Below are 25,291 nucleotides of genomic sequence, written 5' to 3'. Positions count from 1 at the left end.
GTTCTTTCATGCGATGTGGCCCGCCGTCCCTTTCAGTTCCTCGCGGATCACCTTCCGGATCATCGCTTCCATGTCGGACTGCTGGAGCGAGCTTTTCAGCGTCTCGTTGATGAGCGTCTGATAGCCACGCTCGCCGGCCATTTCCTTGAAACGCTCAACCAGAGAGGCATCGAGGTACAGGGTGACGCGCTTCTTCGGCTGCACCACCCGGCCTTCGACCCGCTGGCGCAGGATCAGCCTGCCGGCGTCAATGTCCGCCTGGGTAATCGGGGCGTCCTCGTCAACACTTGCTGTAGAAAATTTCGTGCTCATTTCGCTCTGCCTTCCGCATCGAAATTACCCGGATGTTCTGATCCGTCTCGGCGGTGGCGATCACCACCACATCCCCACGCAACAGGCCCAGGGTAATGAATCGCTGCTCATGGTAGTCAAAGCGGCGATCCTCGAAGGTGACCGTGCGGTCGCTCTCGATGACCTGCGGCGCATCCTCGAAGTCGTAGCCATGCTTCTTCAGGTTCGAGGTTCGTTTCTCCGGATCGTAACTGTAGCGCATGCGCTGATTGTATGTATGTTTGTTCCTGTTTCAAGAGCTGTATTGAGGCAGTCGGCTGGGTGGTGCGACGGCGATCATGCCGACCTCCGGGGCGCGTCGTGAAACACGCGACTTGTCGGGTTCACGCGGTTATCATGGAAGGGTCGGCTGGCCCATGCTGCTTGCGGGAGGTCCAGAACGAACGCTCTTTGAGATGAGCGAGAGGCAGCAGAAACGCGAGCAAGAGACGAATGGCGTGGCGAGGTGAGCGCGGCGCCGCCGTCTTCGCGAACGGATCGGTCCACAAGCCTGCGGGGGAGGGTTGCGATGGTCAGCGTTTATGTTTCGTATGCATGGAAGGATGCGGAGCAGAATCAGCTCGTCGATCGACTCGGGACGGCGTGCAAGGCGCGCGGGATAGACCTGGGGCGCGACATTTCCCACATCGGCTATGGCAGCTCGATCCGCGAGTTCATGGATCGGCTGGCTGCTGCGGGGCATGTCGTGGTGGTGTTCAGCGACCGCTATCTGCGCTCCCGGTACTGCCTGTACGAGTTACGGGAAATCTGGCGCAATGGCAATTTCCGGGCGCGGGTCAGCCCGATCATACTGCGTGGCACGTCGCTTGAACCGGAAGACTGGGCCGTCTACCTCGAGTACTGGGAGCGCAAGAAGAAAAGACTGGGGGAAGCGCTCAACAAGCTCGACCGTGAGTACACCGGCCCGCTCAACCAGGTCGTGGACGACTATGCGGAGTTTCGGCGTTTGATTGCCGATTGGCTGGCGACCGTCTGCGACATGAACGCCCTTGACCCCGATGTGCATCTCAACACCGACTTCGCCGCCTTGATCGCGGGGATCCTGGCGGGCAAGTCAGGCGGCAGCAGGCAGCAGGCACACGTGTCGCGGCAGAAGGACGAGGAGTTCGTCGCCAGGGTCGAAATGGAGATACGCGAGATCCTCGATGCGCTGCCCTCGTTTGCCAGCGTCCTTCGCGGGCAGGCGAGGGAGCAAGGGCTGCTGAACACATCGAATGACCTCGCCAAGTCTCTTGCTGCAGCCAGGCCGGAAGTCGCACTCAGCGACGTGCTACGGCCGGCAACCGAGAAGGCCCTGCCGCGCGGATCGCCACAGACCATCCGCAACTCCGATGTCTGGGAGAACGCCAAGACGCTGCTGGCGTGGCTCAGCGTTCTGGCCGTCCGTCCCGAGTGGGTGCAGAAGCGGGAGCAACTCGACAGTGACGGAGAATCCACTTTCGAGATCCTGGTCAGAACCGAGTGCGGTGTCGAGATCCTCAGCTCGCGCTACCGGCAGCTACGCCCACGCTTCGGTCCGGTCAGGGGCTTCGACATCGTCGGTGAGGAACGACTCGATCTCCCGGTAGTCGAGTCCGGCTGGGATGACGAGTACGCGGTCAGGCAAATCGGCCTGGATATTGCCGCGCAGCTTTTCCCCGAGCTGAAAAGCGCGGCCAATCCGACCGCGAAGCCAAGCGACGACGAGATCCTCGACAACCTCAGGGAAACGCTCGGCGAACGCGCCAAGCACAAGTCGCACCATCACTATCTCCTGATCACCACCGACGACCACTCGCCCTTGCAGCGGCGCGACTTCCACGAAATGCTCAGCCGTGAGTTCCCCTTGACGGTGATCTACATGCGCGCCCCAGGACCGGAACCCCCGTTTCTGGTTGACAAGGAAAGCCGTCTGATCACCATCATCCGCGAATTCCTGACCATCCCCGACCTGCTGGCGAAAAAACGATGAACCTCCCCCTTCCGACGATCCCCGCCATCCCGCTCACCGACCTCCCCCTGCCGCAGCGCGGCTCGTGGCCGGCGTCGGTGCACCGCTTCGACGAGGAATCGGCGTGGGCGGTGCGCTCGGCGCTCGCCGCGCAGCGGCCGCTGCTGGTGCGCGGTGAGCCGGGGTCGGGCAAGAGCCAGTTGGCGCGCGCCGCGGCCGAGGCGCTCGGCCGCCTGTTCATTGCCGAAGTCGTGCACGCGCGTAGCGAGAGCCAGGACCTGCAGTGGCGCTTCGACGCGCTCGGCCGGCTCGGCGACGCGCAGGCGATGGGCGCCCACCCCCATGGCGCCGACGAGGTCCGGCAGCGCCTCGACCCGCGCAATTACCTGAGTCCCGGCGCGTTGTGGTGGGTTTTCGACTGGCCGTCGGCGCTGCGGCAGCATCAACAGAGCGGCGGGCGCAGCGCACGGCCGCAGCCGCCGGCCGGCTGGTCGCCGGAAAGGGGCAGCGTGCTGCTGATCGACGAGATCGACAAGGCCGAAGCCGACCTGCCCAACGGCCTGCTCGAAACGCTCGGCAACGGCGGCTTCAGCGTACCCTGGCTCGACACCGCCGTCTGCGCAGCGCCGGCCATGCCGACGCCACTGGTCGTGATCACCACCAACGAGGAGCGCGAACTGCCGGCGGCGTTCATCCGCCGCTGCCTGGTGCTCAACCTGCGCTGGCCGGGCGGCGAGGACGCTTTCACCGCCCGGCTGATCGAACGCGGCCGGCTGCATTTCGACGCACGCTGCCACGCCGAAGTCTATCGCCAAGCCGCGCGCCAGCTCTGGCAGGACCGCCAGGCGGCGGCCAACCAGGGCCTGCAGGGGCCCGGACAGGCCGAATACCTCGACCTGCTGCGCGTCGTCGTCACCCTCGCACCGGTCATCGACGAGCAACCGGCGCTGCTCGCCAAGGTCGGCGAGTTCGCGCTCAGGAAGCACCCGCCGGCCGGCTGATGTCCACGATGGTTCTGCACTCGCGGGCAGCCGTCGGTCGTGCCGACCTGCTGCGCATCTACGCCGCCGAGGGCGACGAAGCGCTCGCGCGCGCCGCCGCCGCGCTCGGCTACCAGCGGCGGCCGCGCGATCCGGCGCCGCCGACGCCGGTCATCCGCGGCGGCATCGAAGACACGCGCTGCGGCGAGCCGATCGTCAGCAGCGCGCCAGCCGCGTTGCCCGAGCGTCCGCCGGTCTTGCCGAAGGCGCGCTTCTTCCGCGTCGTCGAACATCGCCGGCGCGAGCCGGAAGCCGACGCCAGGGTCGGGCCGCCGCCCCCGCCGTGGCTCGCCAACGCGCGCGTTCTCGGCACCGATGCGCGCCCACCTGCGGCCTCGCTGCACCTGCCGCCGCGTCAGCCGCTGACCCGCTGGTCGCGATTGTGGCCTTTCCTGCGCCGCGTCCTCGGCCGCCGCCTCGCGACGTGCCAGCCCGACCTGCCGCGGCTGCTCGAACGGCTGACGCGCGGCGAAGTGCTGCGCGCGATCCCGCTGCTGCAGTGCCACGGCTGGAGCCCGCGCATCGCCATCCTCGGCGACTACAGCCGGCGCACCCGGCCGTTTCACGAAGACTTCAACGCGCTCTGCCGGGCGCTCGAAAAGCGTCACGGCAAGGCCGGCATCGACCGCCGCATTCTTGCCGGCGACCCCGGCCGGCAGCCGCGCGTTCGCCAGCCGGGTGCCAGCATGACCGAGTGCTGGCCGCTGCCGGCGCCGAACACGCCGCTGCTGATCCTCGGCGACGTCGGCCTGCTCGACGACGCGCCCGAGGCGGCGAACGGCTGGCAGCAGTTCGGCCATCGCCTGCGCAGCGCCGGCGTGCCGGCGCTGGTCCTCTGCCCGCTGCCGACGCGTCCGCAGGGCGCCGGCCCGCCAGGCAGCCTGGCGCTCGTCGAATGGGACCGCCACAGCCGCCTGCGCCCATCGTCCACCTCGTCGACCGGTTCGGGCACGCCGACCCCCCTGGCGAGCGATCGGGCCGGCGACGAGCGCCGGCAGCGCGCGCTCGACACGCTATTGACGCTGCTCGCGCCGGCCGTCGTGATCGAACCGAAACTGCTGCGCGCGCTGCGCTACCTGCTGCCGGCGAGCGACGCCGACGGGTTCGTCGAGGCGCTGGTCTGGCAGCATCCCGACCTGGTCACCAGTGCGCACGCCGGCCAGTTCGCGAGTCCGGCGGCGATCGCGGCATACCAGCAGAAGTTCCGCGCGCTGGCGCCCGGGTTGCGCCAGGCGGCGGTCGCGCACATCCTCGCGCAACACGCCGGCCTGCCGGCTTCGGTGCGCTGCGCCGAAGTGCTGGCGTGCCGGCATCTCGCTCCCGAAGCCGTTCCGCCGGCACTCGCCGCGGACGCCGAGCGCTGGCAGGCCGACATCGCCGAAACCACCCGCCGGTGCGACGATCTCGCGCTGCGCCAGTGGCTGCAGCGGCACGCCGCGCGCCAGAGCGATGCCGCGCTCGCCGCCAACCCGGCGCTCGCCGCGCACTGGGCGCTGGCGCAGCGCGAGCGGCTGGCCGCGGGCGCCGCTGTCGAGCTGCCAGAAGGCGTCAGCGAGGAAGACATCGGCTATTTCCTGCACGACGAGCACGAGCCGGCACCACGCCTGCGCTGCACGCTCCGCCAGCGCGGCGACGAGCTGTGGCTCGAAGCAGCCGACGCTGCGGGCAAGGTATCGGGAAGCGCCGGCGGCAGTCCTTGCGCCGAGCTGACGCTGGTCGATCGCGGCGCCTATGTCACCCTGACGCAAAGCGCCGACCGCGCCGATACGGCGAGCCGGCGCTATTTCGCCGCCGGCTCGCTGCCGCAGAGGCTCGCCCGTCTGACGCGCGAGGTCGAGCGGCTGACGCTGCACAGCGAGCATCTCGATCTCGCCGTCACGCCGCTCGGCAAGCCCGTCTGGGCGATCGCCATCGGCTGCGACGCGCGTGGCCTGTACGTCGAGGTTTTCTGGTGCGGCCAGCGTTGTCGCCTCGATTGGCGGCCGCCAGAGGGCGGTGGCGACAGTACCGGTGTCTGGTCGGGCGAGCAACCGCTCGGCGTCGATCGTTACGGGCTGTTCGGCGAAATCGCCGTCGCGGGCGTTACGCAGCGCTTCCGCTGGATCGCGCCTGGGCGTTTCCGGATGGGTTCGCCGGAAGACGAGCCCGAACGGTACGACGATGAAGTGCAGCACGAAGTGACGCTGAGCGAAGGTTACTGGCTGGCCGACACGGCGTGCACGCAGGCGCTGTGGCAGGCGGTGACGGGCAGGAACCCGAGTGAGTTCCAGGACCATCCCGGGCAGCCGGTCGAGCAGGTGAGCTGGGACGACGTTCAGGGATTCCTGGGCGAGCTGAATCGGCGGGTGCCCGGTCTCGAAGCGCGCTTGCCGAGCGAAGCCGAATGGGAATACGCGTGCCGGGCGGGAACGACGACGCCGTTTTCGTTGGGCGAGAACATCACTCCCGAGCAGGTCAACTACAACGGAAACAACCCGTATGCCGGTGGCGTGAAGGGTGTGTATCGCCGGAAGACCGTTCCGGTGGGCTCCTTGCCGGCCAATCCGTGGGGTCTGTACGAGATGCATGGCAACGTTTTGGAGTGGTGTGTCGACTGGTACGGGGACTACCCGACGACGCCGCAGGTGGACCCGCGCGGCGCGGCGTCGGGCGCCTACCGCGTGTTGCGCGGCGGCTCGTGGAACGACTACGGCAGGAACGTGCGTTCTGCCTGCCGCGGCAGGTTCGTGCCGGGCGGGCGCAACGACGACATCGGGTTCCGGCTCGCCCTAGGTCCCGGGAAGCCGGCGGAGCCGGCTTGGCAGGTGGGAAGGAAGTCGCCGGCGGAGCCGGCGAATCCGAGTAAAGGGAATTCGGCGGCGGAGCCGCCGAATGTAGCGCCGGCGCCCGCGGAGCGGGCGCCGGCGGGCGAGCTGCCGCCCGGGACGGGCGGCAGCTCCGGGGTGCGCGGCAGCACATCGCGCACGTTGACTCAACGATGGAAGGAGTTCTTCAAACGCCCATGAGATTCCATGTGTTCACCATCGAAGTGCGCGATCCCGGTCCGGGACAGGACGCACTCAACGCGTTCTGCGCGCAGCATCGCCTTGCCGACGTGGAAAAGCGTTTCGTCGATCAGGGGCTCAACTCGTACTGGACGTTCTGCGTGGCAACGCTCGACGGCGAGGACTCGTCTCGCCCGGCTGCCGAAAGAAAGCGGATCGATTACCGGGAGGTGCTGAACGAGGCCGACTTTGCCGTCTATGCCGATCTGCGCGGTTTGCGCCGGTCGCTCGCCGAGCACGAGGGCGTTCCGCAGTTTGCGCTGTTCACCAACGAGCAGCTTGCGGCGATGGTCACGCGACAGGTAACGACGGCGGCGGCGCTCGGCGAGATCGAAGGCGTCGGCAAGGCGCGAGTGGAAAAGTACGCCGGCCATTTCCTGCCGCTCCTGCGGAAAGCCTTCCCGGCGCTGGCAAGCGGTTCTGGTGATGCGGCGCGCGCGAATTGAGCTCGCCGACCTGGCGAGTGCCGACAACCTGGCCCTGGCCGCGTGCAAGGCGGCGCGCGGCAAGCGGCAGCGCCCGGAGGTGAGGCGCTTCTGCGCGCATTTCGATGACTCGATTGCCCGCTTGCGCCGCGACATCCTGGCTGGCGTCGTCCCCTACGGCGAGTATCGCAGTTTCCTGATCCACGACCCGAAGCAACGCCTGATCCACGCCGCGTGCTTCGCCGACCGCGTTCTCCACCACGCGATCATGAATCTGGCCGAACCCGTTTTCGAACGTACGTTGCTCCCGAGCACCTACGCCTGCCGGCCGGGGCTCGGCGTGCATCGCGCGATACGCCAGGTGCAGGTCGAGCTGCGCCGCTTTGCGTGGTTCGCCAAGGTCGATGTCGACGCCTACTTCCCATCGATCGACCACGCGATTCTGGTGCGGCTGCTCGCCAGGCGTTTCAAGGGTGCCGATTTCCTCGCCCTGCTCGGACGAATCATCGCCTCGTGCCCGGCGGCTCCCGGGCGCGGGCTGCCGATCGGCTCGCTGACCTCGCAGCACTTCGCCAACCATTACCTCGACGGCGCCGACCGCTTTCTGCTCGCGCATCCGCTCGTCCGCGCCCAGGTGCGTTACATGGACGACATCATCTGTTGGGGCGACGACCGGCAGAGCGTCAGGCAGGTGGTCGGAGATCTGCGCGAATGGCTGCAACGCGAACGGCACCTGACGCTGAAAGACAACGTTCAGATCAACCGCAGCGAGCGTGGCGTCAGCTATTGCGGCGCGCGCGTGCTGCGCGGTTCGCTGCGCCTCACGCCACGCAAGCAGGCGCGTTACCGGCACGGCTGCCGGCGCTGGGAAGCCGCCTGGCTGGCCGGCATCATCGACGAAGCGACGTTGCAGCGCGCTTACGCCGCGGTATTGGCGCCAACGCTGCACTGCGACAGCCTGAGCTGGCGAAAACGTCACCTCGAACTCCACCCTTCGCGCTATAGTGCGCAATGAGCGGCCCAATCCACGATCCACTTCTGGTCCGGCTGCTCGGCAGGTGCAGTAGCAAGGGAGGCCATCGCAGGCGACGCCCGCGTGTTGCGCGGCGGCTCGTGGAACAACAACGGCAGGAACGTGCGTTCTGCCTGCCGCAACAGGAACGAGCCAGGCAGGCACAACGACGACATCGGGTTCCGGCTCGCCCTAGCTCCGGAGTCAAGGAGACCGGCTCAGGACCAGATGACCTTCCTGTCCGCCGTATACCGGCGGCAAAAAGCCCATGCCCTTCGGCAGGCTGGTAGGCAAGATGCCGAACGCCTGCCGAAGTGGCGCTTCGCTGGATGCCCGTGATGCCCAATCCCTCGCTTGCTGACGACCGCGCCGCTCTCTTCTTGCCCGAGCGCTTCCCGCTGCGCTGGGCCAGCGCCTGGGGTGAAGACGAGTACGGCCTCTGGATGACGCTCGAACTGGCCGAAGCACAGCAGCGCTTCCGCTGGATCGCGCCCGGGCGTTTCCGGATGGGTTCGCCGGAGGACGAGCCGGAGCGGAACGACAATGAAATGCAGCACGAAGTGACGCTGAGCGAAGGTTACTGGCTGGCCGACACGGCGTGCACGCAGGCGCTGTGGCAGGCGGTGACGGGCAAGAACCCGAGCCGGTTCAAGGACCAGCCCGGGCAGCCGGTCGAGCAGGTGAGCTGGGACGACGTTCAGGGTTTCCTGGTCGAACTGAACCGGCGGCTGCCCGGTCTCGAAGCGCGTTTGCCGAGCGAAGCCGAATGGGAATACGCGTGCCGGGCGGGCACGACGACGCCGTTTTCGTTTGGCGAGAACATCACGCCCGAGCAGGTCAACTACAACGGGAATCATCCGTATGCCGGTGGCGCGAAGGGCGTGTATTGCCAGCAGACCGTGCCGGTGGGTTCCTTGCCGGCCAATCCGTGGGGCTTGTACGAGATGCATGGCAACGTCTGGGAGTGGTGTGCCGACTGGTACGGGGACTACCCGACGACGCCGCAGGTGGACCCGTGCGGCGCGGCGTCGGGCGACGCCCGCGTGTTGCGCGGCGGCTCGTGGCTCAACTTCGGCTGGTTCGTGCGTTCTGCCTGCCGCTACAGGTACGAGCCAGGCTGGCGCCCCGGCGACTTCGGGTTCCGGCTCGCCCTAGGTCCTGGGAAGCCGGCGGAGCCGGCTTGGCAGGCGGGAAGAAAGTCGCCGGCGGAGCCGGCGTAGCCGAGCAGAGGGAATTCGGCGGCGGAGCCGCCGAATTGAGTGCCGGCGCCAGCGGAGCGGGTGCCGGCGGCGATGCGCAGGGTTTGCCGTAGCGGCTCCCGGTTTGCGCGGCGACAAAGTCGCGCCGCAGATTCTGGGCATGAACAAGATCATCCGCGATGAAAGCCCGCGCCGCGCCCCGCAGGGATCGCCGACCGCGATCATTCTCTTGGGGTGTGAATGAAAGTGTTGGGAGGGACCGATATACTCCCCTCCCCCCTTGCGGGGGAGGGGTTGGGGGAGAGGGGGCATCCATGCTCGCAGATGCCAGCAGAGCCGACTGACGGATCTTTTCACCAGGATTGGATGAATTCGTGTGCAACGATGGCCCCCTTGTATGCTTCGTTTTGTGGTTTTTCGTTCGTTCAAGAGAGGAGATGAAGTCATGGCTGGAAGGGTGTCAAGAGGACCGTGGAATAAATGCGAGAGAGGTATTTTTCTCTTGCGTTTATGCCGCGAAAGCCTCTTGACATCCTGTAAGCCAAGTACACTTGAGGCAGGGGCTGGGGAGGGGTTGATCATCCCCGGCCGCTGCCTCACGGCGAGTGCGGGGTTTGGGGCAGAGCCCCAAGGTTTAGGTCGTAGAGTGCCACGGAGGTGTGGTGGAAACGAGTTCGGAAGGCGACGCACAGCCCGACGCCCCTCTGGGACATCAAGCCCGTGGGAGAGCACTTGGCGTGCATTGTCAGCCGTTTGTCTGAATACCGAACAGTTGCTGGTTGGCACGTGCCGGAAAGCCGTGACCACGTATTTGCAAGGATGGCTATAGATGAACGCTTCTGAATCAACGTTTGTGGGTATTGACGTTTCCAAAGACACGCTGGAGATCGCTTTAGACGACCAATCAAAAACCCAATGCATTGCCAATGCTGACGCTGATATAGCGGCGTTGGTCAAAGAGCTCGTTCCACGTTCTGAGGAGATTGGGGCGATCGTATTGGAGGCCACGGGAGGCTTCGAGCGCCAGGTGGCGGCGGCACTCTGTGCGGCCGGGCTGCCGGTGATGGTGGTCAATCCGAGGCAGGCGCGAGACTTTGCCAAATCCATGGGATACCTTTCCAAGACGGACGCCATTGATGCGCGAGTCCTGTCGCACTTTGCGCGGACACTGCACCAATCGGCGCAGCGGGAACGGCTGTTGATGAAACTGCCCGATGCCAACCAGGAGGCGTTGGAAGCCTTGCTTGTACGCCACAACCAGCTCATTGGCATGCGCGTGGCGGAAGGAAACCGATTGGCCCTGAGCCATGGTTCGCAACACAAGAGCATCAAGGCAGTCCTCAAAATACTGGATCGACAGATCGTGGCGGTTGATAAAAGCATGGCTGGCATGCTGAAAGAGCATTTTGCCGAGAAGCTCGCTTTGTTCAAAGGCTTCAAAGGGGTCGGACCGTGTACGCAAGCGAGTCTGATGGGGGCATTGCCTGAGTTGGGCCAACTCACCCATGCGCAGATTGGCAAGTTGGTCGGAGTCGCTCCATTAAACGCGGACAGTGGTCGCCACAAGGGTAAGCGCATCACCTGGGGTGGTCGAGCGACGGTCCGTACCGCTTTATACATGGCGGCCTTAAGTGCCATACGTTACAACCCCGTCATCAAGACCTTTTATGAACGTTTGCTTGCTAACGGAAAACTCAAAAAAGTCGCGCTGGTCGCTTGCATGCACAAGATGCTGACGATCATGAACGCCATAGTCAAATCGGGTATTCCGTGGAATCCAGAGCATGCAAAATGCGCCTAAAAAAGCTTGACTGGGAACACAGTTGCTCTCCCCCAACCCCTCCCCCGCAAGGGGGGAGGGGTGATCACCGATGTCAACGCATCTCCATTGAACAAGGGACTTTGACCAACACTTTCAATCTCACCCATTCTCTTGCGAAAGTGGGCTCGAATCTCTTATTCTCCGCAAGTCGGCGGTGACCGTCTTGCGGGGAGAAGGAAATGCCGAGGATCTTGACCGTCCTCTTGCTCTTTCTGGTGTGCATGCCGTTGGCGCAGGCACGCTCGCGCGATCTGGGTCCAGTTCCCGTTGACGGCCCGGCGGCGCAGGCGACACTGCCGGATCGCCAGAAGCGCGTCATCCGCGAACTCGCCTGCGGTGTCGAATGGACCTTCATCCGCCAGAAGCTGACGCTCTCCGAGCGCCCGCACGAGATCATGATCGCCAAGGCGGCGGTGATCGCCGGGCTGATCGACCCGCATCACCGGCACTGCGAGACGACGCAGGTCTTCGAGGTCAGGGAGTGGGAGAACCTACTGCCCGAATGGCCGTCACTCCAAGCGGCGATCGACGCGCTCGACCAGGACCTCAACAAGCTGTTGCCGCCGGACCCGGCGCGCCCGGGCCAAGTCGCGGACACCCTCAAACGCCTGCTCAATGGCTTTGCGACGCAGGTCTTCGGCGGCGCCTGCGACGAGGTGGTCCCACAGGTCGAGCCACGCATCGTCACGCGCGCTGACCCGGCCGGGAAAGCCGTCGAATACCGGGTGAGCTATTCGATCAGCCCCGCCTGCCTCGAAAGGCAGATCAACTCGGTGATCCTCGACCGGCGCTTCGTGCGCGAAGGGAATCCCGGTTCGAGCGGCTTGCCGTGTCACCTGTTCGGCTCGCCGCCGAAGGCGGACTGGGACATGGCGGTTACGCTGCTCACGCGCCTCACCTTTCTGCTGCGCAAGGCGGCCGCCTTGCATCCGCTGACCCCGGAAAGCGCCGACGCGATGGACAAGTTGCAGAAGCGCCTGCTCACGCTGAGCGGTGGCAAGGCGCAGGAAGTGCATCCGCTCTGGCATTGCGGCAATCCGGACAACCAGTACGGCAGCGCGCGCGACCGCCTCGACGACAACCGCTTCTACGACCCGGACCTCGGTCGGGACGTGGACGGCGACGCCGAAGGCTCGGATACCGGCGACGACTTCCTCGATTTCCTCGCCTTGCTGCTGCTGTTCCTGGCGCTGATCCTCGCCGGCATCGCTCTCGCGCTGCTTGCCGCGCTGCTCGCCGCGATCGTCGGCCCGATCCTCGCGGCGATCATCATCACCGTGCTGACCGCGCTCGCGGTCGCCGCAGAGGTCCCACAGATTGCGCTGGGCGCGCTGTTCGGTGGCGTCGAAGAGACGGAGAACCACCTGTTCATGCAGAATTCGTCGAAGTATCTGAAGAACGAGATGCTGATCGAGGAATCTGCGGCGATCGGCGACACCGACGCAGTCGGGGATTATCAGGCGTACAACCGGGAAATCCACGCCTGGTTCATGGAGCGGCTGCAGCGCGTCGCCGACGAGGACTTCGCGGAGTTCAACGCCAAGCCCTACGGCCGTTTGAGCTTCACGGCACTGCTCAACGTGCACGATTTCGCCTGCCAGGCCGGCGTGCCGCCGTGTGCCGGCAACGATGCACACCTTGTCACCGGCGTTGCCGCCGTCGGCGACCTCACCTCCGCCAAGATGGCGCTGGGCAGCAACCAGGGCCGGCGCATCGTGCCGTTCCGCCGCCTTGCGCACGCCAATACCGACTACACCCTCGGCAAACTGGAAAAGGACCACAGCAAGCGCGCTGCGGTCGCCTCGCTGTTCGACCTCGCCGGCATCGCCGACCACCAGATCGCCGCGATGCAGCTTTGGGCCGGCCAGACCTTCCACGGCCCTGACGGCCGCGCCAGCGAGCCCGGTCTCGCGGAGATGATCTGGGAGGCGACGTCGAACTACACGCCGCACCGTCTGGTGCTTGACCTGGCGCTGGTTAAAACGCCGTGGACGCAGACGTTGCACCACGCGGGCTGGGAGCGTTACAGCAGCGGCCGCTCCTGGCTGCTCACCGCCGGCGGCACGGAGAGCGGCTACGCGCAGGGCTTCCGCACGCCGACCGGCACCATCTACCCCTCGGCCTTCATCAAGTGGAGCGACCGCGGCGCCGGCGTGCCGACCACCCTGATGGTCAGCTCGGGCAAGCGCCTGCCAGCCTGCGAGGCCGCGGGCTCCTGCGTCGGCCTGCCGCCGGCGCGGCTTGAGCAGCCGCGCCGGCAGGCCCAGTTCGCCGACTTCATCCGCTTCGAGGGCAAGATCGTGACCTGGGCACGCGACGAGGAGGACGAGCCGATGTCGTTCAACGACAACTTCTGCGTCCACGGATCGTTCGCCTGCGGCATCAACATGAAGATCCCGGACTTCCTGCGCGCGTGCATGGCCGGCAGCGAGTCCGCGGCGCTTCCCGTGGGCCGGCAGTTTTCAATCATCGATTCCGCCAACTGCACCTGGTGGGACAATGGCGACGCTACGGACGACGTTTTCGTCGTCGTCTACGAGCAAGCGTGCAAGGGTGGCAACGGCTGCGGTACGGGCGCGAAGTGGGGCTTCATCGAAGTCGTGCCGCGCGAGCAGGCGCCAACCCGCAAGGACCTGCACGACCAGGTGCTCGCCGCCAATACGGCGAACTTCGATGAGATGACCAGCAAGTCCGGCCAGGGTACGCTCACCTACGCTTCCCGCAGCAACGGCGTCATCAAGTTCGATGCGCATGGCTCGTGGGTCAGCAAAGCGGGCGGCGTCGCGCAGGCGCACGGCGCCGTACCCGCCTGGCCACGCGCGCAGGGCGAGGTGATCAATCGCACCGGCCCGGCGAGCTACCGCATCCGCAATCCACGTACCGGTGAGACGATGCACATCGATTTCAGCGACAAGGAGAATCCGAAACGTGTGCTGCCGTGAGATCCTGACCGTCGTCCTGCTGTTCGCCGTGGCGCTCGGCGCGCGTGCGGAAACCGTCGTCACTGCCTGCGGTAGCGACACCGCAGGCGGCGGCGTCAACCTCGTGACCGCGCTCGCAGCAGGCGGCGACATCCGCATTGCCTGTGCCGGCGGGCCCAACGAAATCCGGCTTGGCGCGGAGCGCGCGCTGCCCTCGGCGACGACGATTGACGGCGGCGGCGTGACGCTCAGCGGCCCGGGCAGCGGCGTCATGTTCGTGCCGGCCGGGCCGGCACCGCTGACGCTGCGTAACATGACACTGAAGAATCCGCCGTCGAACCCGGCCGACCCGAACGTGTTCACCGGCATCGTCTACGACAGCCACGACGTCTTCGCCGTCGAGCTGAGCAACGTGACCGTCACCGACACTCGTCTGCCATTCGCCGTGCGCAAGCTCGTCGCGCGCGCGAGCACCTTCACCGGCAATGGCGACGCCAACAACTCCGACTTCGGCGTCGTCATGGCCGGCGAGCTTGATCTCGAGCAGGTTACCTTCCGCGACAATCTCTCGCGGCCGTTCCACGCGCTCTGGCGCAGCGATCCCGTTGCCAGCGGCCGCAAGATCTCGGCGCGTGTTCGCCAGAGCACCTTCGAGCGCAACAAGCGGCCAGCATTCTGGGCCGCCGGCGACCTCGTCGTCGACCAATCGACCTTCACCGACAACGGCGACGCGCTGCCTTTCGTCGCCGGCGGGCGCGGCCGGCTGTACGCCGACCGCATCTATCTCGAACTGGCACGTAGCGCCGCCGGGGCGCTCGAAGTGGCGCTCGCCAGCGCGACGATTTCGCGCAGCACGTTCAAGGGCAACCGCGGCATGCTCGGCGGTGCGCTGCTCGCCTCGCGATCGGCGCTGACGCTCCAGTCGTCGGATTTCGACGCCAACCGCGCGGTTTCCGGCGGCGCGGTCGCCTACCTCGCGCCGGCCGGCAGCAATCCGCTCAATCCCCGCTTGCGCCTGCTGTTCGGGCATGTCAAGCTGCGCGACAACCAGGCGACGAAGGACGGCGGCGCGCTGCTCCTGCTCGGCGACGTGTCGGGCGATGCCGTGCAGATGAGCCGCAACAAGGCCGGCGAGTCGGGCGGCGCGATCGCCGTGGCGAGCGCCAGCGCGTCGCCGACCGAGGCCGTGCCGGCAAACGTCGCCAACGAACTGCCCGCGCCCGGCACGCAGCCGACGCGGGTCGAGCTGATGCGCGTCTTCGTGCTCGACAACTCCGCCGCGCAGCACGCGGTCGATGCCGGCACGGGAATTCTGCGCTTCGGCAACGCATTGTTTGCGCGCAACGCGTCTACCGCCGGCGGCGCAGCGCTCTTTGCGCAGAACGTCGAGTTGGCGAACAGCACGCTGATCGGCAACCAGAGCGAGGGCTTGCACATCGCGCCGGGCGGCACGCAAGGGGCAAGCATCGCGAACGCCATCCTCGCGGGCAACAAGGGCAACTGCGCGAACGCGGTGGCCAGCCTGAAGGCCACAGGCGCCAACCTGCAACACCCGGATGGCGGCTGCGGCGCGACGATCCCGGTCGCCGACCCGTCGCTCGACGCGCGCTTCGCGCCGACGATGTTCAGCGCCGCGCGCGATGCGGGCGCGATGGCGGTCTGCGCCGCGCACGATCTCGTCGACGGCCGCGATCTCTACGGCAATCCGCGCAGCGGCCCGAAATGCGCGCTCGGCGCTGTCGAAGCGGACCTGGTCAACGACGTGATCCGGAAGGTGGGAGCGGACAAATTTCCCTGGCTGCTCTTCTGGCTGCTCGTCTTTCTGCTCCTTTGCCTGCTGATCGGTGTCTTCGTCGGGTGCTACCGGCGGCGGAAGAAGAAAGAAAGCGGCCCCGGCGGCAGATCGGCGCGCTCGCTCGCGACGGGTTCCGGCGCCACCGCCAGCCCGCCAGCATGAACCCCCGGCAGTAATCGCATGCAGCCGCACGAAGCGCGCTTTGGCAGCCGCGGCGAGTGGTACGTCGTCGCACAGATGATGCTCTTCGCACTCCTGGTGCTCGGGCCGAGCACCTGGCCCGGCGGGGGTTGGACGGCACCCTACACCTGGCTCGGCAGGTTTTTCGGCGGCGTCCTGCTGGCGCTCGGCATCGCCATCTCGCTGCTCGCCTGCCTGCATCTCGGGAAAAACCTGACGGCATTGCCGCAGCCGAGGAAAGACGCCGTGCTGGTCGTCGCCGGCATCTACCGCTTCGTCCGCCACCCAATCTACAGCGGAGTGCTCATTGCCGCTTTCGGCTGGGCGCTGTGGGTCAATGGCTGGCTCACTCTTGGCTACGCCTCGCTGCTGCTCATCTTCCTCGACATCAAGTCGCGCCGAGAAGAAATCTGGCTCGAGCAGAAATTCCCCGAATACCGCGAGTATCGGCAACGCGTGCGCAAGCTGCTTCCTTACGTCTACTAGCGCAAGCTACCGATGCGGCTGCCCGGCCAGCGCTTGCGCCCGGCTCGCGGCCGGATTTCGCGTTGCGTCGGCTCGATCGTCTTGATGAGCCGCTCAAATTTGCTACAAACGGTCATGACTTTGCAAGACACCCCCGATGATGAAAGTCATGACCGTTTCCCCTCTCCCCCAACCCCTCCCCCGCGAGGGGGAGGGGAGATTCGAGAGTCGCTCGCGACTTTCATAGTAACCCGGACAGATTGCTTGTTCCCTGCAGGGTGCCTGGAAAAGTCATGACCGTTAGACGGAAAGCGTGCTACATTCTCGAGGCCGGCGGGCGACCCGCGCCAGGCGGCGATCCAACACCAGGCCGCCGGCGGCCAGTCAGCGGCAGACGTCATTCTCACCTCCGTTCATTGCTTGAGCCTGTGACAGAAAGGTAGGGGCCTGATGTTCTACATCACATTTCACGGCGGTAGTGTCGGTACGGCGATCAACAACGTGCATGTTTATGATCTGATCGACGGTCAGCCGGTGTGCATCACCACTGCCGCCCTGCAGACCCCGCCAGGCTCTCCGGTACTGAGTGAACTGCGTGATCTGGTCTTCGGTCCGTCGGGCAATCTGTTCGTGATCAATGGCTACAAGGACGCCAGCCAGGTGCTCCGCTACAGCGGTATCCAAGACGCCGACCATTGCCACGCCTACCAGGGCATCTATGCCGATGCCCGTGTCTCCGATGGCATCGTGCATCCCTTTGCGCTGGCTTTCGACGGCAGTGACCATGGCTATCTGTCGAGTCAGGACAGCAACGTGGTCACCGCGCTGAAACCGCCAAGAGCCGGGAAACGCAGTCTGGCGCTGGCGGTTGCGGCAAGCTTGCGGGCACAAAAGGGGAAGCGCTTCCTCAAGGGTACCTTCGTTGCCTCGTCGAGGGGAAAATTGCCGGCTTCGCCGGCGCGTCCGCCATCGAATTGCCGGCAGCCGGCAGGGCTGGCGGTGGTCGTCGCGCCCGATCCGTCAAGAAAGAATCCGAAGCGGACCAAGGTCGCGCACTCGGTACGCGATGTTCTGGTATACGGCAACTCACTGTACGTCGCCGATGAACCGGGCGACGCGGTGAAGATCTACGATCTCGCCGGCGGCAAAACCCGGGGGCAACTGCAGGGGCAGATCGCCGACGCCCAGTTCCTGCGGGCACCCGTGCACCTGCTCGCACATGGTGACTATCTGTATATCGGTAGCAGCGGTACCGACACGATCCTGCAATATCACTTCGGCAGTGGCGAACTGAAGACGGTGGTCCGCGGCGTCAGGACGATTTCGGGAATGTGTTTCGACGCGGCAGGCAACTTTTACGTCGCGTCGCGCGACGACAAGGCGATCTATTGCTGTGGGGCGGATTTTGGTCCACCACAAACCTTCATCAGCGGCCTGCAGGACAACCCCGAGTTCCTGGTGTACGCGGCGAACTGAACGGGCGAGACCCGCCGAACAGGCCAGGGTCGATCAGCGGGGCTTGCGGAAGTCGTCGTCGATCCACGCGCTGGCGCTGGCCATGCTGAGTCGGAATCCGGCCGTTACGCGCAACTCGGCGAGTGGCTCGCCGTAAGCATCGCAGGCTCTGAGCAGGGCATGCGGATCGTCTTCATCGGCGATGATGTCGAGCGTGACGCTGATCCGTCCGGACGGCGTGTCGACCGCGAGCTGCTTGTGGTACAGCGCGTGCCGTTGTTGTTCATGGCGGCGCAGGACTTCCGAGGCAGTCTTGACCAGGGTGTTGAATGCCGCGGCGTCAAGCGGCTTAGGGTTCCTCTTGTCGCGCCCCATCGTCCACGGGCCGACCAGAGCGGGTTCGGGTTCGCCGTCCTTGCGCATCTCGACAGCCCAGCCGTCATCGTCTTCGTTCTTGATGATGCGGGCGCTCCAGCCCTTGTGGCACCAAAGTCGCGGCTCATTCACGGTGGTCGATGGGCCGGACTCGCAGGACTCGTTGCTTGTGTTCGATGTCATGGCGAATTCTACCTCCCGCGGCCGCTACATGCCATGCCGGCGCCTTCTCGGGGTTCGCTCCCGAGCGCTTGCGGATTGACTTGTGCTTGACAGCGCCCGCCAGCCTACGGATAATTGCTGCTGCTTCTGGAACAGGACGGCTCAGTCCGGAAGACGTGCTTTGCAACAATTCACTCGCGGGAATAGCTCAGTTGGTAGAGCGATACCTTGCCAAGGTATAGGTCGAGAGTTCGAGACTCTTTTCCCGCTCCAGATTTTGAAAGGGAAGGTGCATCGCGCACCTTCCCTTTCTTTGATTTTGACGGCGCCGAACGACCGTTAAACAAAAACAACATTGCTTGCACTCAATCCTGCAATATCGACACCGACCAGGGTGACGGAATTCTGATTGCCCAGGTCGATGCTCAGGTTGTCTCCTGAAAGAGTGATGTGCTGGATGAGACTGCTCAGGTTGGTAATATTGGAGCCATTGATTCCGGCGTCGATCTGGATTTTGTCGGTTGAAGCATGAAAGTTGAAAATCCTGTCGTTTCCGCTATTGTTATGGAATGCAAAAACATTATATGATCTGCCGGCAGAGTTGTCGGCGACACTTTGTGCAATGGAAGTGAAGTCATTTATTGGCATACTCGGCGTGAATGGATTGCTGGCCAGATATTGAGCGAACTGGCTGGTTTTATGGCCGCCGGCAACCAGAATGTCATTGCCGGTGCCGCCGTCCATTACATTGGTACCTGTGTCAGGATAACCTCCGCCGAATATGAAATCATTGCCTGCACCGCCGGATAGCAGGAAGTCACCTACATTGCCTCCTTCGATGATGTCGTTGCCTGCACCGCCGCGGAGACCGTCAATATTGTCCAGTTGATTGAGCAAATGTAAATCCATATTCCTGGCATCGGTTGCGGCTAGGATACGGTCCCACAGGAACTGATGAAAACTGGCATTCTGCGTACCATCCGCCGAAGTTCGTTCCATCGCGCTGATTACACCATCCACGGCTCCCCCGGTAACATTCAATACGCCAGGGAGGGAGATATCCACATTGCCCGTGATCATGGTCGAAGCGACATTGATCTTGAGATCCGGGTAATTCGTGCTCAGGGAGGATTGAATTGTTGTGGTCAGGCTTCTGAGCATTGCATCCTGAATGGTCTCGTTCAAGGCCAGTTCGACAATGCGAATGTCTGCCAATACAGTGATCCCATTGTTCAGGTTTGCGGTATACGCGGTAGTCGGATAAGCCGACTGATCTGCGGCAACAACGATATACCCAGGAAAAGCATCGCGTACCGCTTGCTTCGCTATATCATACTGATTGAGACCCGTTTTTGGATCCACATGGCTAACGAAGCCTAACTGATTCGGGAAATTGGACGACAGCACCCCTAATTCAGCACTGGTGATCTTGTCCTGAAGAGTGGCAACCTCTGTCGCTGTTGGATAAAAGGCGATCCCGTTTCTGACGCCAATGATATCAAGACTGATTACAGGCATTTTTATTTCTCCTCATTTGCTTGGTGTGAGAGTTCTCCGAACTGCGCGAGCAGAAGCTGGCGAGTTCGAGTGCTGGACCGAAAAAAGATACGCGACAAATCAATAATGAACCGACTCCGCTGCATGATTTCCTATGTCTGAATCAACTTCAGCAAGCTATCTTCAGCAAACACATCCCGATAGAACGTCAATTGCTCGGTCTTGAGATAACAGCCTCCCCGGTGACCACGACGAACCCAGGTGACGTTGCCTTTGGCAAGGGTTTCATTGGTGATGTCATCCACACACTTCCATTCAAAGTAGGTATGCTCCCCGTAGAACATCACGATCGGCCAGCACATGGTGACTCCCGGCTGGGCGATTAATGCCCACCAATGCTTCTCGCGTTCCTTCTGTTGCTCGACTCCCCGATAGGGTCCATCCTGACAAAAATAGACAAGATCATCTCGATATTCACCGGTCAAGATGTCACCGCGGCCCTGTCTCAATGCTTCGCAATGAGTAGGCCACCACTCCATGTTTTCTTTTTCGATCTGTGCCAGGGTATAATTCGAATCAATCGCAGGTAATTCCTCTTCTTTCATCGCGACGATTCTCTCGGCAAACTCGACCAGTTCTGCCTGCAATGCCGGTGGGACCAGATTGGGGCGAGAATAGTCCGCAGATAAATTTTGATAATAGCTTTCCTTTTTTCTTGCCACGATTATCTCCTTGAAATTTCAGAACTAAAACGCAGAGTTGGCCATTTTTCATTGCAATCGGGGCCATCTCGACAGAATTACAGCAGAGGCTCTGTTTCGCCGGTGAGCAGGTCGTTTCTGCCCGACCATGCAGGGATCAGCAGGACCGTTCGACTTCAAGAATGTTGCGGTTGACCTGCTCGCAGCGCTGATAGTCGAAGCGATCGACGCCTTGCAGCGCGAGGTAAATTCCCAGGCCACCGATGTCACGTTCCGACGGACCTTCCCGGAGCCCTTGAGGTAAGTCGTTGATTCATGGCAAGAAACCAGAAAATCGGCAAAAATGTAGGCATGTAAATATAATAATAGCTATTTACAAACAATGTGCTATTGGCTATTATTGTCGGCATGTACATCGCCCGCGTCCCCAACCGAAAGTCCAGGCCGGCCATCCTGCTTCGCGAGTCCTATCGCGAGGGAGGCAAAGTCTGCACACGAACCATCGCCAATCTGACGAACTGGGCACCGGAACGAATCGTCGCCATGGAACGTCTGGTGAAGGGCGAATTCGACGACTGGTCGGGAGAGATGACCAGCGGCGAGATTTTTGGGGTGCTGTTTGCCCTCAAGCAGTTGGCCGACCAGGTGGGCCTCACGCGGGTGCTGGGCAGCGCTGCGGAAAGCAAGCTCAACCTGTTCCTGATTCTCGCGCGTATCGCGCATGGTGGCTCGCGGTTGTCGGCGGTACGCTGGGCGAAACAGCACACGGTGGCCGATGTGTTGGCGGTGGAGGCGTTCGATGAGGACGACCTCTATGCCGCGCTGGACTGGCTGGCGAGCCAGCAGGAACGCATCGAGCGGGAGCTTTACCAGGCCTATGTCAAGGCGCAGGGCCAACCGCCCGTGCTGGTGCTTTACGACGTCACTTCGAGCTACTTTGAAGGGGAATGCAACGAGCTGGGGCAATATGGTTACAACCGCGACGGCAAGCGCGGCAAGCCGCAAATCGTCATCGGTTTGTTGACCGCGGAGGACGGGGAGCCTCTGGCCGTGCGGGTCTTCGAAGGGAATACCGCGGACCCGACGACGGTGGCCAGCCAGATCACGATCCTGAAGGAACAATTCGGCATTGCCGAGGTGGTGATGGTCGGCGATCGGGGAATGATCAAGGCCAAGGGGAAAGCCGCGCTGTCGGTACAGGGCTTCCGTTATATCACGGCGTTGACGGACGCGCAGATACGCACCTTCCTCAAGGAGGGGGTGCTGCAGACGGATCTCTTCGATGCGCATCTGTGCGAGGTGGAGCACAACGATAAACGCCTGATCGTGCGCCGCAACGAGACTGTGCGGGTGCGCGAGGAGCGTCGGCGGGAGGACAAGCTGGCGCAGTTGCAAGCGAAGGTCGCCGAACGTAATGCCTTCGTCAAGGACTCCAAGCGCGCCAGCGCGGCAGCAGGCCTGGCCGCCTTGCAGCGCTGGACCAAGAGCCACAAGCTCAGCGCGTTTGTCACCCTGACGCTGAAAGAACGCGTCATTGTCTGTACCATCGACGAGGAGGCCAAAGAGCAAGACGCTCTGCTCGACGGCTGCTATCTGCTGGAAACCAATGTGCCGCTCACCTTGATGGACGCGAAGACGGTCGATGCGCGTTATCGCGATCTGCAAAAAGTCGAGCGCAACTTCCGCACCGTGAAAACCACCTTTCTGGAAATTCGCCCGATCTTCCTGCGCAAGGCCGAGCGGACCAAGGCGCATGTCTTCGTGGCGATGCTGGCCTTAAAAATCACGCGGCGGTTTGAAGCGGCTCTGCGGCAGACCTTCGGCAGCACCGAAGACGACCCCGCCGCCATCACCCCGGACGACGCCCTGGTGGCCCTCGGACGATTGACCTATCTCTACACCACCGACCGCAACGGTCAGCGTCACACGCATCTGCCACGCCCGGACGATCAACAGGCCAAAATCCTCAGCGCCATCGGTCTGTCCTTCCCGCTCAAGGCCAAAGCCGACAAGCTCGCCGCGTAGGCAGGCGCCGCTTTTGCGGCATCGGCTATTTTTTTAACAAAAACCGATAGTTACAGCATAACTGCGCTTGCTGGCTGGGGGAAGATCCGTCCGATAACGGTTTGTCTAGGTCTTCCGCAGTGGGCATGCCTCGCGTGCGGGGATCGTAAGCGATCCCCGTGTCCTCGAGAATCACGGTCAGCGTCTGCTCCGTTGCTTCGATCGAAATCACGATGTCACCCGTCCGACCTTGTTCCTGGTAGCCGTGGGTGATGATGTTGGTAGCGATCTCATCGACGGCCAGGGTCAGACGATAGGTCGCTGACTCGTCGAGCTCTGCCTCGAGGCAGGCCTGTGTGACCAGATGACGAATCGACGAGAGCGCCGCCAGGTTGGCCGGAATGCTGTGCCTTGCCATGACTGGGCACGTGCCGGGTTCAGGGGTAGCTTTCCTGAAGGTAAACAGACTGGTCGAAGCCGCTCATCTGCAAGGTGTTGAGGACGGGGCCGGTGGCGCCGACGACGTGTATGCTGACCTCGCTCCCCATCCGTTGCTTGGCAAACACCAGCACACGCAAGCCGGCACTGGCCATGAATTGCAACTTGCTGACGAAGAGCACGAGCTTCTCGGGTTTTTCCTGGGCCAGCCGCTCGATTGCCTCGCGGAATTCCCCGGCGACCGCCGCGTCGAGCTCGCCATCGAGCGTGATCCATGCCTCGCGGCCCCTTGTTTCCACTGTTGTACTGAATGTCATGTTGGCTGTCTCCAAAGAATGATCAAGTTGTCAGGTCTGCGGTCGAGGGCGCCCGATCAGTATTACCACTGCCCGCCCACCGACCAGGAAACTGGGCAGGTTCTCTTCCAGTTCCGCTTCCTGGCCGGGCTCCCGGATGTCATCGGGGGCTGGCAAGCCGGTATTGGCGAACAGGTACCAGTGATAGTTGACGGGCAATTCCGGTAATTCGAAGGGGAGGGCATCCCAATAACAGTTGATGGCCATGTACAGCACCGGACTGACATTTCCCCCTTGTCCGGCCTGCCGCTCGCGGAGCATGAAGGCCAGGGTCCGTGCACCTGGCGACCAGTCGGCTCGCCAGGCTTGTGTGCCATGCCAGATGATGTCGGCCTGAGTGGGGCTGCTCCCGAAGAACTCGCGGGCGCGCAAGAGCGGGTGTGCCTTGCGCAAGGCAATCATCCGGCGAGCGAAATTGAACAGATTGCCGTTACGTTCGCACAGCGTCCAGTCGAGCCAGTTCAATTCATTGTCATGGCAGTAGGTATTGTTGTTGCCACGCTGGGTTCGGCCCACTTCATCACCCATCAGGATCATCGGTACGCCGTGGCTCATCAGCAGAATCGCCAAGGCGTTCTTGATCATTCGCTGGCGCAGCTCATTGACTCCAGGATCGTTGGTTTCGCCCTCGATGCCACAGTTCCAGCTATGGTTGTCGTTGCCGCCGTCGCGGTTCTGTTCGCCGTTAGCCTCGTTGTGCTTGTCGTTGTAGGCAAACAGATCGTAGAGGGTGAAGCCGTCGTGGCAGGTGATGAAGTTGATCGATGCCGTCGGACCGCGTTGGTTCCAGCCGTAGAGGTCCGGCGAGCCCTGGATGCGCTCGGCCATCACCGGGACCATGCCCTCGTCTCCCTTCAGGAAGCGACGGATGTCGTCGCGGTACTTGCCGTTCCACTCGGCCCATCGTCCATACGCCGGGAACGATCCGACCTGATACAGGCCGCCAGCATCCCAGGCTTCGGCGATCAGCTTGCATTTGGCCAGGATGGGGTCGAAGGCCAGGCTCTCGAGCAAGGGCGGGTTGGGTAAGGGGGCGCCGCTGGGGGCACGTCCCAGGATCGAGGCCAGATCGAAGCGGAAACCGTCGATGTGATATTCCGCTGCCCAGTAGCGCAGGCAGTCGAGAACCATGTTGCGGACCACCGGGCTGTTGCAGTTGAGCGTGTTGCCGCAGCCGCTGAAGTTGTAGTAGTAGCCTTCGGGAGTCAGCATGTAGTAGGTCTGGTTGTCGATTCCCCGGAAGGAAAGCGTCGGACCCTGCTCGTTGCCCTCGGCAGTATGGTTGAAAACCACGTCGAGAATGACTTCGATGCCGTTGCGGTGAAACTCCTTGACCAGGTTCTTGAACTCATCGACCTCCATGCCGAAGGGGCCGGAGGCTGCGAAGCCGGCCTTGGGAGCGAAGAAACCGACCGTGCTGTAGCCCCAGTAGTTGTACATCGTCTCGCCGGTGAGCGGATTGGGGCGGCTGTTTTCGAACTCGTCGAACTCGAAAACCGGCATCAGCTCGACGCAGTTCACCCCCAGCTCTTTCAGATAGGGGATCTTGGCCATGATCCCCGCATAGGTGCCGGGGTGCTTGACGCCGGCCGAGGGATGGGCAGTGAAGCTGCGCGTGTGCAGTTCGTAGATCACCAGGTCAGCGAGCGGCGTTTCCAGGGGGCGGTCGTCCTCCCAATCGAAATCCTCGAAGATCAGTCGGGCTCGGTGCGGGTAGCGGTCGTTCCAGTCGGGCGATTTGCCCCAGACTGTCCGGCCGCCGATCGCCTTGGCGTACGGGTCGAGAAGGATTTTGCTCCGATCGAAGCGATGTCCGGCCACCGGATCCCAGGGGCCATCCATGCGATAGCCATACTCGATGCGCTCGTAGTCAAGATCGAAGACCACCATGCACCAGGCGTTGCCGATGCGGAAGGAGTCCGGGAACGGAATTTCCACCAGTGGCTCTGGCGCGCCCTTTTCGAAGAGAACCAGTGTACAGGAGGTGGCGTGGCCAGAGCTGATGGCGAAGTTGACGCCGCCCGGTACCAGGGTGCTGCCGAATGGAAATACACGCCCTGGGCGGAACTGGTAGCCCTCGTGCCGGTGAGTCGGGTAGAAATCGATGCGGCTATCCATA

The 25,291-nt window shown here is 63.4% G+C and carries 21 protein-coding genes and 1 tRNA gene; 14 read left to right on the top strand and 8 right to left on the bottom strand.

Translation table 11 applies throughout. The features are described 5' to 3' along the window. Nucleotides 1-6: 6 nt before the first annotated feature. Nucleotides 7-312: a BrnA antitoxin family protein gene (locus V5B59_RS06065; protein WP_034911791.1), complete on the bottom strand. Its 306-nt coding sequence runs from the start codon at nt 310-312 to the stop codon at nt 7-9. Beyond that, nucleotides 281-553: a BrnT family toxin gene (locus tag V5B59_RS06060; protein ID WP_169070291.1), complete on the bottom strand. Its 273-nt coding sequence runs from the start codon at nt 551-553 to the stop codon at nt 281-283. Before V5B59_RS06060 ends, V5B59_RS06065 begins: the two co-directional genes overlap by 32 nt. Nucleotides 554-859: 306 nt before the next feature. Between V5B59_RS06060 and V5B59_RS06055 the strand changes: the two genes are divergently transcribed. From V5B59_RS06055 to V5B59_RS06000, 12 genes are all read left to right on the top strand, one after another. Then, nucleotides 860-2,302, top strand: coding sequence for a toll/interleukin-1 receptor domain-containing protein (locus V5B59_RS06055; RefSeq protein ID WP_169070290.1), 1,443 nt, complete (start codon nt 860-862; stop codon nt 2,300-2,302). Next, the gene (locus tag V5B59_RS06050) at nt 2,299-3,282 is read left to right on the top strand and encodes an AAA family ATPase (protein ID WP_169070289.1); all 984 of its coding nucleotides are present in this window, start codon (nt 2,299-2,301) and stop codon (nt 3,280-3,282) included. The genes V5B59_RS06055 and V5B59_RS06050 overlap by 4 nt, the downstream gene beginning before the upstream one ends. Next, nucleotides 3,282-6,326 carry a formylglycine-generating enzyme family protein gene (locus V5B59_RS06045; protein WP_248594821.1) on the top strand — a complete coding sequence of 1,015 codons (3,045 nt, stop codon included), beginning with the start codon at nt 3,282-3,284 and terminating at the stop codon, nt 6,324-6,326. Before V5B59_RS06050 ends, V5B59_RS06045 begins: the two co-directional genes overlap by 1 nt. Before the next feature lie 8 nt (nt 6,327-6,334). Further along, entirely contained in the window at nt 6,335-6,811 is a 477-nt protein-coding gene (locus tag V5B59_RS06040) for an HRDC domain-containing protein (RefSeq protein WP_332351699.1), read from the top strand. Further along, complete coding sequence (locus V5B59_RS06035) at nt 6,792-7,805, top strand: reverse transcriptase domain-containing protein (protein WP_169070287.1); 1,014 nt, start codon at nt 6,792-6,794, stop codon at nt 7,803-7,805. The genes V5B59_RS06040 and V5B59_RS06035 overlap by 20 nt, the downstream gene beginning before the upstream one ends. A 15-nt stretch (nt 7,806-7,820) precedes the next feature. After that, nucleotides 7,821-8,141, top strand: coding sequence for an SUMF1/EgtB/PvdO family nonheme iron enzyme (locus tag V5B59_RS06030; RefSeq protein WP_169070305.1), 321 nt, complete (start codon nt 7,821-7,823; stop codon nt 8,139-8,141). Next, entirely contained in the window at nt 8,141-9,022 is an 882-nt protein-coding gene (locus V5B59_RS06025) for a formylglycine-generating enzyme family protein (RefSeq protein WP_332351698.1), read from the top strand. The genes V5B59_RS06030 and V5B59_RS06025 overlap by 1 nt, the downstream gene beginning before the upstream one ends. An 808-nt stretch (nt 9,023-9,830) precedes the next feature. Continuing rightward, nucleotides 9,831-10,802 carry a transposase gene (locus tag V5B59_RS06020; RefSeq protein ID WP_332351565.1) on the top strand — a complete coding sequence of 324 codons (972 nt, stop codon included), beginning with the start codon at nt 9,831-9,833 and terminating at the stop codon, nt 10,800-10,802. A gap of 224 nt (nt 10,803-11,026) precedes the next feature. Beyond that, nucleotides 11,027-13,765 (top strand): hypothetical protein, encoded by a 2,739-nt coding sequence (locus V5B59_RS06015; protein WP_332351697.1) that lies wholly within the window; start codon nt 11,027-11,029, stop codon nt 13,763-13,765. Further along, nucleotides 13,752-15,701, top strand: coding sequence for a hypothetical protein (locus V5B59_RS06010; RefSeq protein WP_034915992.1), 1,950 nt, complete (start codon nt 13,752-13,754; stop codon nt 15,699-15,701). The genes V5B59_RS06015 and V5B59_RS06010 overlap by 14 nt, the downstream gene beginning before the upstream one ends. Nucleotides 15,702-15,719: 18 nt before the next feature. Further along, nucleotides 15,720-16,205: a methyltransferase family protein gene (locus V5B59_RS06005; protein WP_034915989.1), complete on the top strand. Its 486-nt coding sequence runs from the start codon at nt 15,720-15,722 to the stop codon at nt 16,203-16,205. Between the two features lie 429 nt (nt 16,206-16,634). Beyond that, nucleotides 16,635-17,660 (top strand): YncE family protein, encoded by a 1,026-nt coding sequence (locus V5B59_RS06000; protein ID WP_332351696.1) that lies wholly within the window; start codon nt 16,635-16,637, stop codon nt 17,658-17,660. Between the two features lie 33 nt (nt 17,661-17,693). Here the strand turns inward: V5B59_RS06000 and V5B59_RS05995 are convergent, their stop codons facing one another. Beyond that, nucleotides 17,694-18,197, bottom strand: a complete 504-nt coding sequence (locus tag V5B59_RS05995) for a hypothetical protein (RefSeq protein WP_332351695.1) — start codon at nt 18,195-18,197, stop codon at nt 17,694-17,696. 176 nt (nt 18,198-18,373) lie between these two features. On the opposite strand from V5B59_RS05995, the gene V5B59_RS05990 reads away from it, so the two are divergent. After that, nucleotides 18,374-18,449: transfer RNA gene (locus tag V5B59_RS05990), tRNA-Gly, on the top strand. Between the two features lie 66 nt (nt 18,450-18,515). Here the strand turns inward: V5B59_RS05990 and V5B59_RS05985 are convergent. Both V5B59_RS05985 and V5B59_RS05980 read right to left on the bottom strand, forming a co-directional pair. After that, nucleotides 18,516-19,694: a hypothetical protein gene (locus tag V5B59_RS05985; RefSeq protein ID WP_332351694.1), complete on the bottom strand. Its 1,179-nt coding sequence runs from the start codon at nt 19,692-19,694 to the stop codon at nt 18,516-18,518. Nucleotides 19,695-19,825: 131 nt separating this feature from the next. After that, nucleotides 19,826-20,395, bottom strand: coding sequence for a hypothetical protein (locus V5B59_RS05980; RefSeq protein WP_332351693.1), 570 nt, complete (start codon nt 20,393-20,395; stop codon nt 19,826-19,828). Nucleotides 20,396-20,782: 387 nt separating this feature from the next. Here V5B59_RS05980 and V5B59_RS05975 point away from each other — a divergent pair, with 387 nt between their 5' ends. Beyond that, nucleotides 20,783-22,399, top strand: a complete 1,617-nt coding sequence (locus V5B59_RS05975; RefSeq protein WP_332351692.1) for an IS1634 family transposase — start codon at nt 20,783-20,785, stop codon at nt 22,397-22,399. A gap of 25 nt (nt 22,400-22,424) precedes the next feature. Here V5B59_RS05975 and V5B59_RS05970 read toward each other — a convergent pair whose 3' ends face one another. From V5B59_RS05970 to glgX, 3 genes are read right to left on the bottom strand one after another with little or no spacing between them, the layout of a single operon-like run. Continuing rightward, nucleotides 22,425-22,796 carry an ATP-binding protein gene (locus tag V5B59_RS05970; protein WP_332351691.1) on the bottom strand — a complete coding sequence of 124 codons (372 nt, stop codon included), beginning with the start codon at nt 22,794-22,796 and terminating at the stop codon, nt 22,425-22,427. Between the two features lie 19 nt (nt 22,797-22,815). Beyond that, the gene (locus tag V5B59_RS05965) at nt 22,816-23,133 is read right to left on the bottom strand and encodes an STAS domain-containing protein (protein ID WP_034918779.1); all 318 of its coding nucleotides are present in this window, start codon (nt 23,131-23,133) and stop codon (nt 22,816-22,818) included. A gap of 30 nt (nt 23,134-23,163) precedes the next feature. Further along, a complete protein-coding gene (gene glgX / locus V5B59_RS05960; RefSeq protein WP_332351690.1) occupies nt 23,164-25,290 on the bottom strand; it encodes a glycogen debranching protein GlgX in 2,127 nt (708 codons plus the stop codon). Nucleotide 25,291 lies beyond the last annotated feature (1 nt).

Source organism: Candidatus Accumulibacter contiguus, from assembly GCF_036625285.1.
In the GTDB taxonomy this organism is placed as follows: Bacteria; Pseudomonadota; Gammaproteobacteria; order Burkholderiales; family Rhodocyclaceae; genus Accumulibacter; species Accumulibacter contiguus.
The sequence above is the reverse complement of the archived record's forward strand: the minus strand, read 5'-3'. Positions and strand labels throughout refer to the sequence as shown.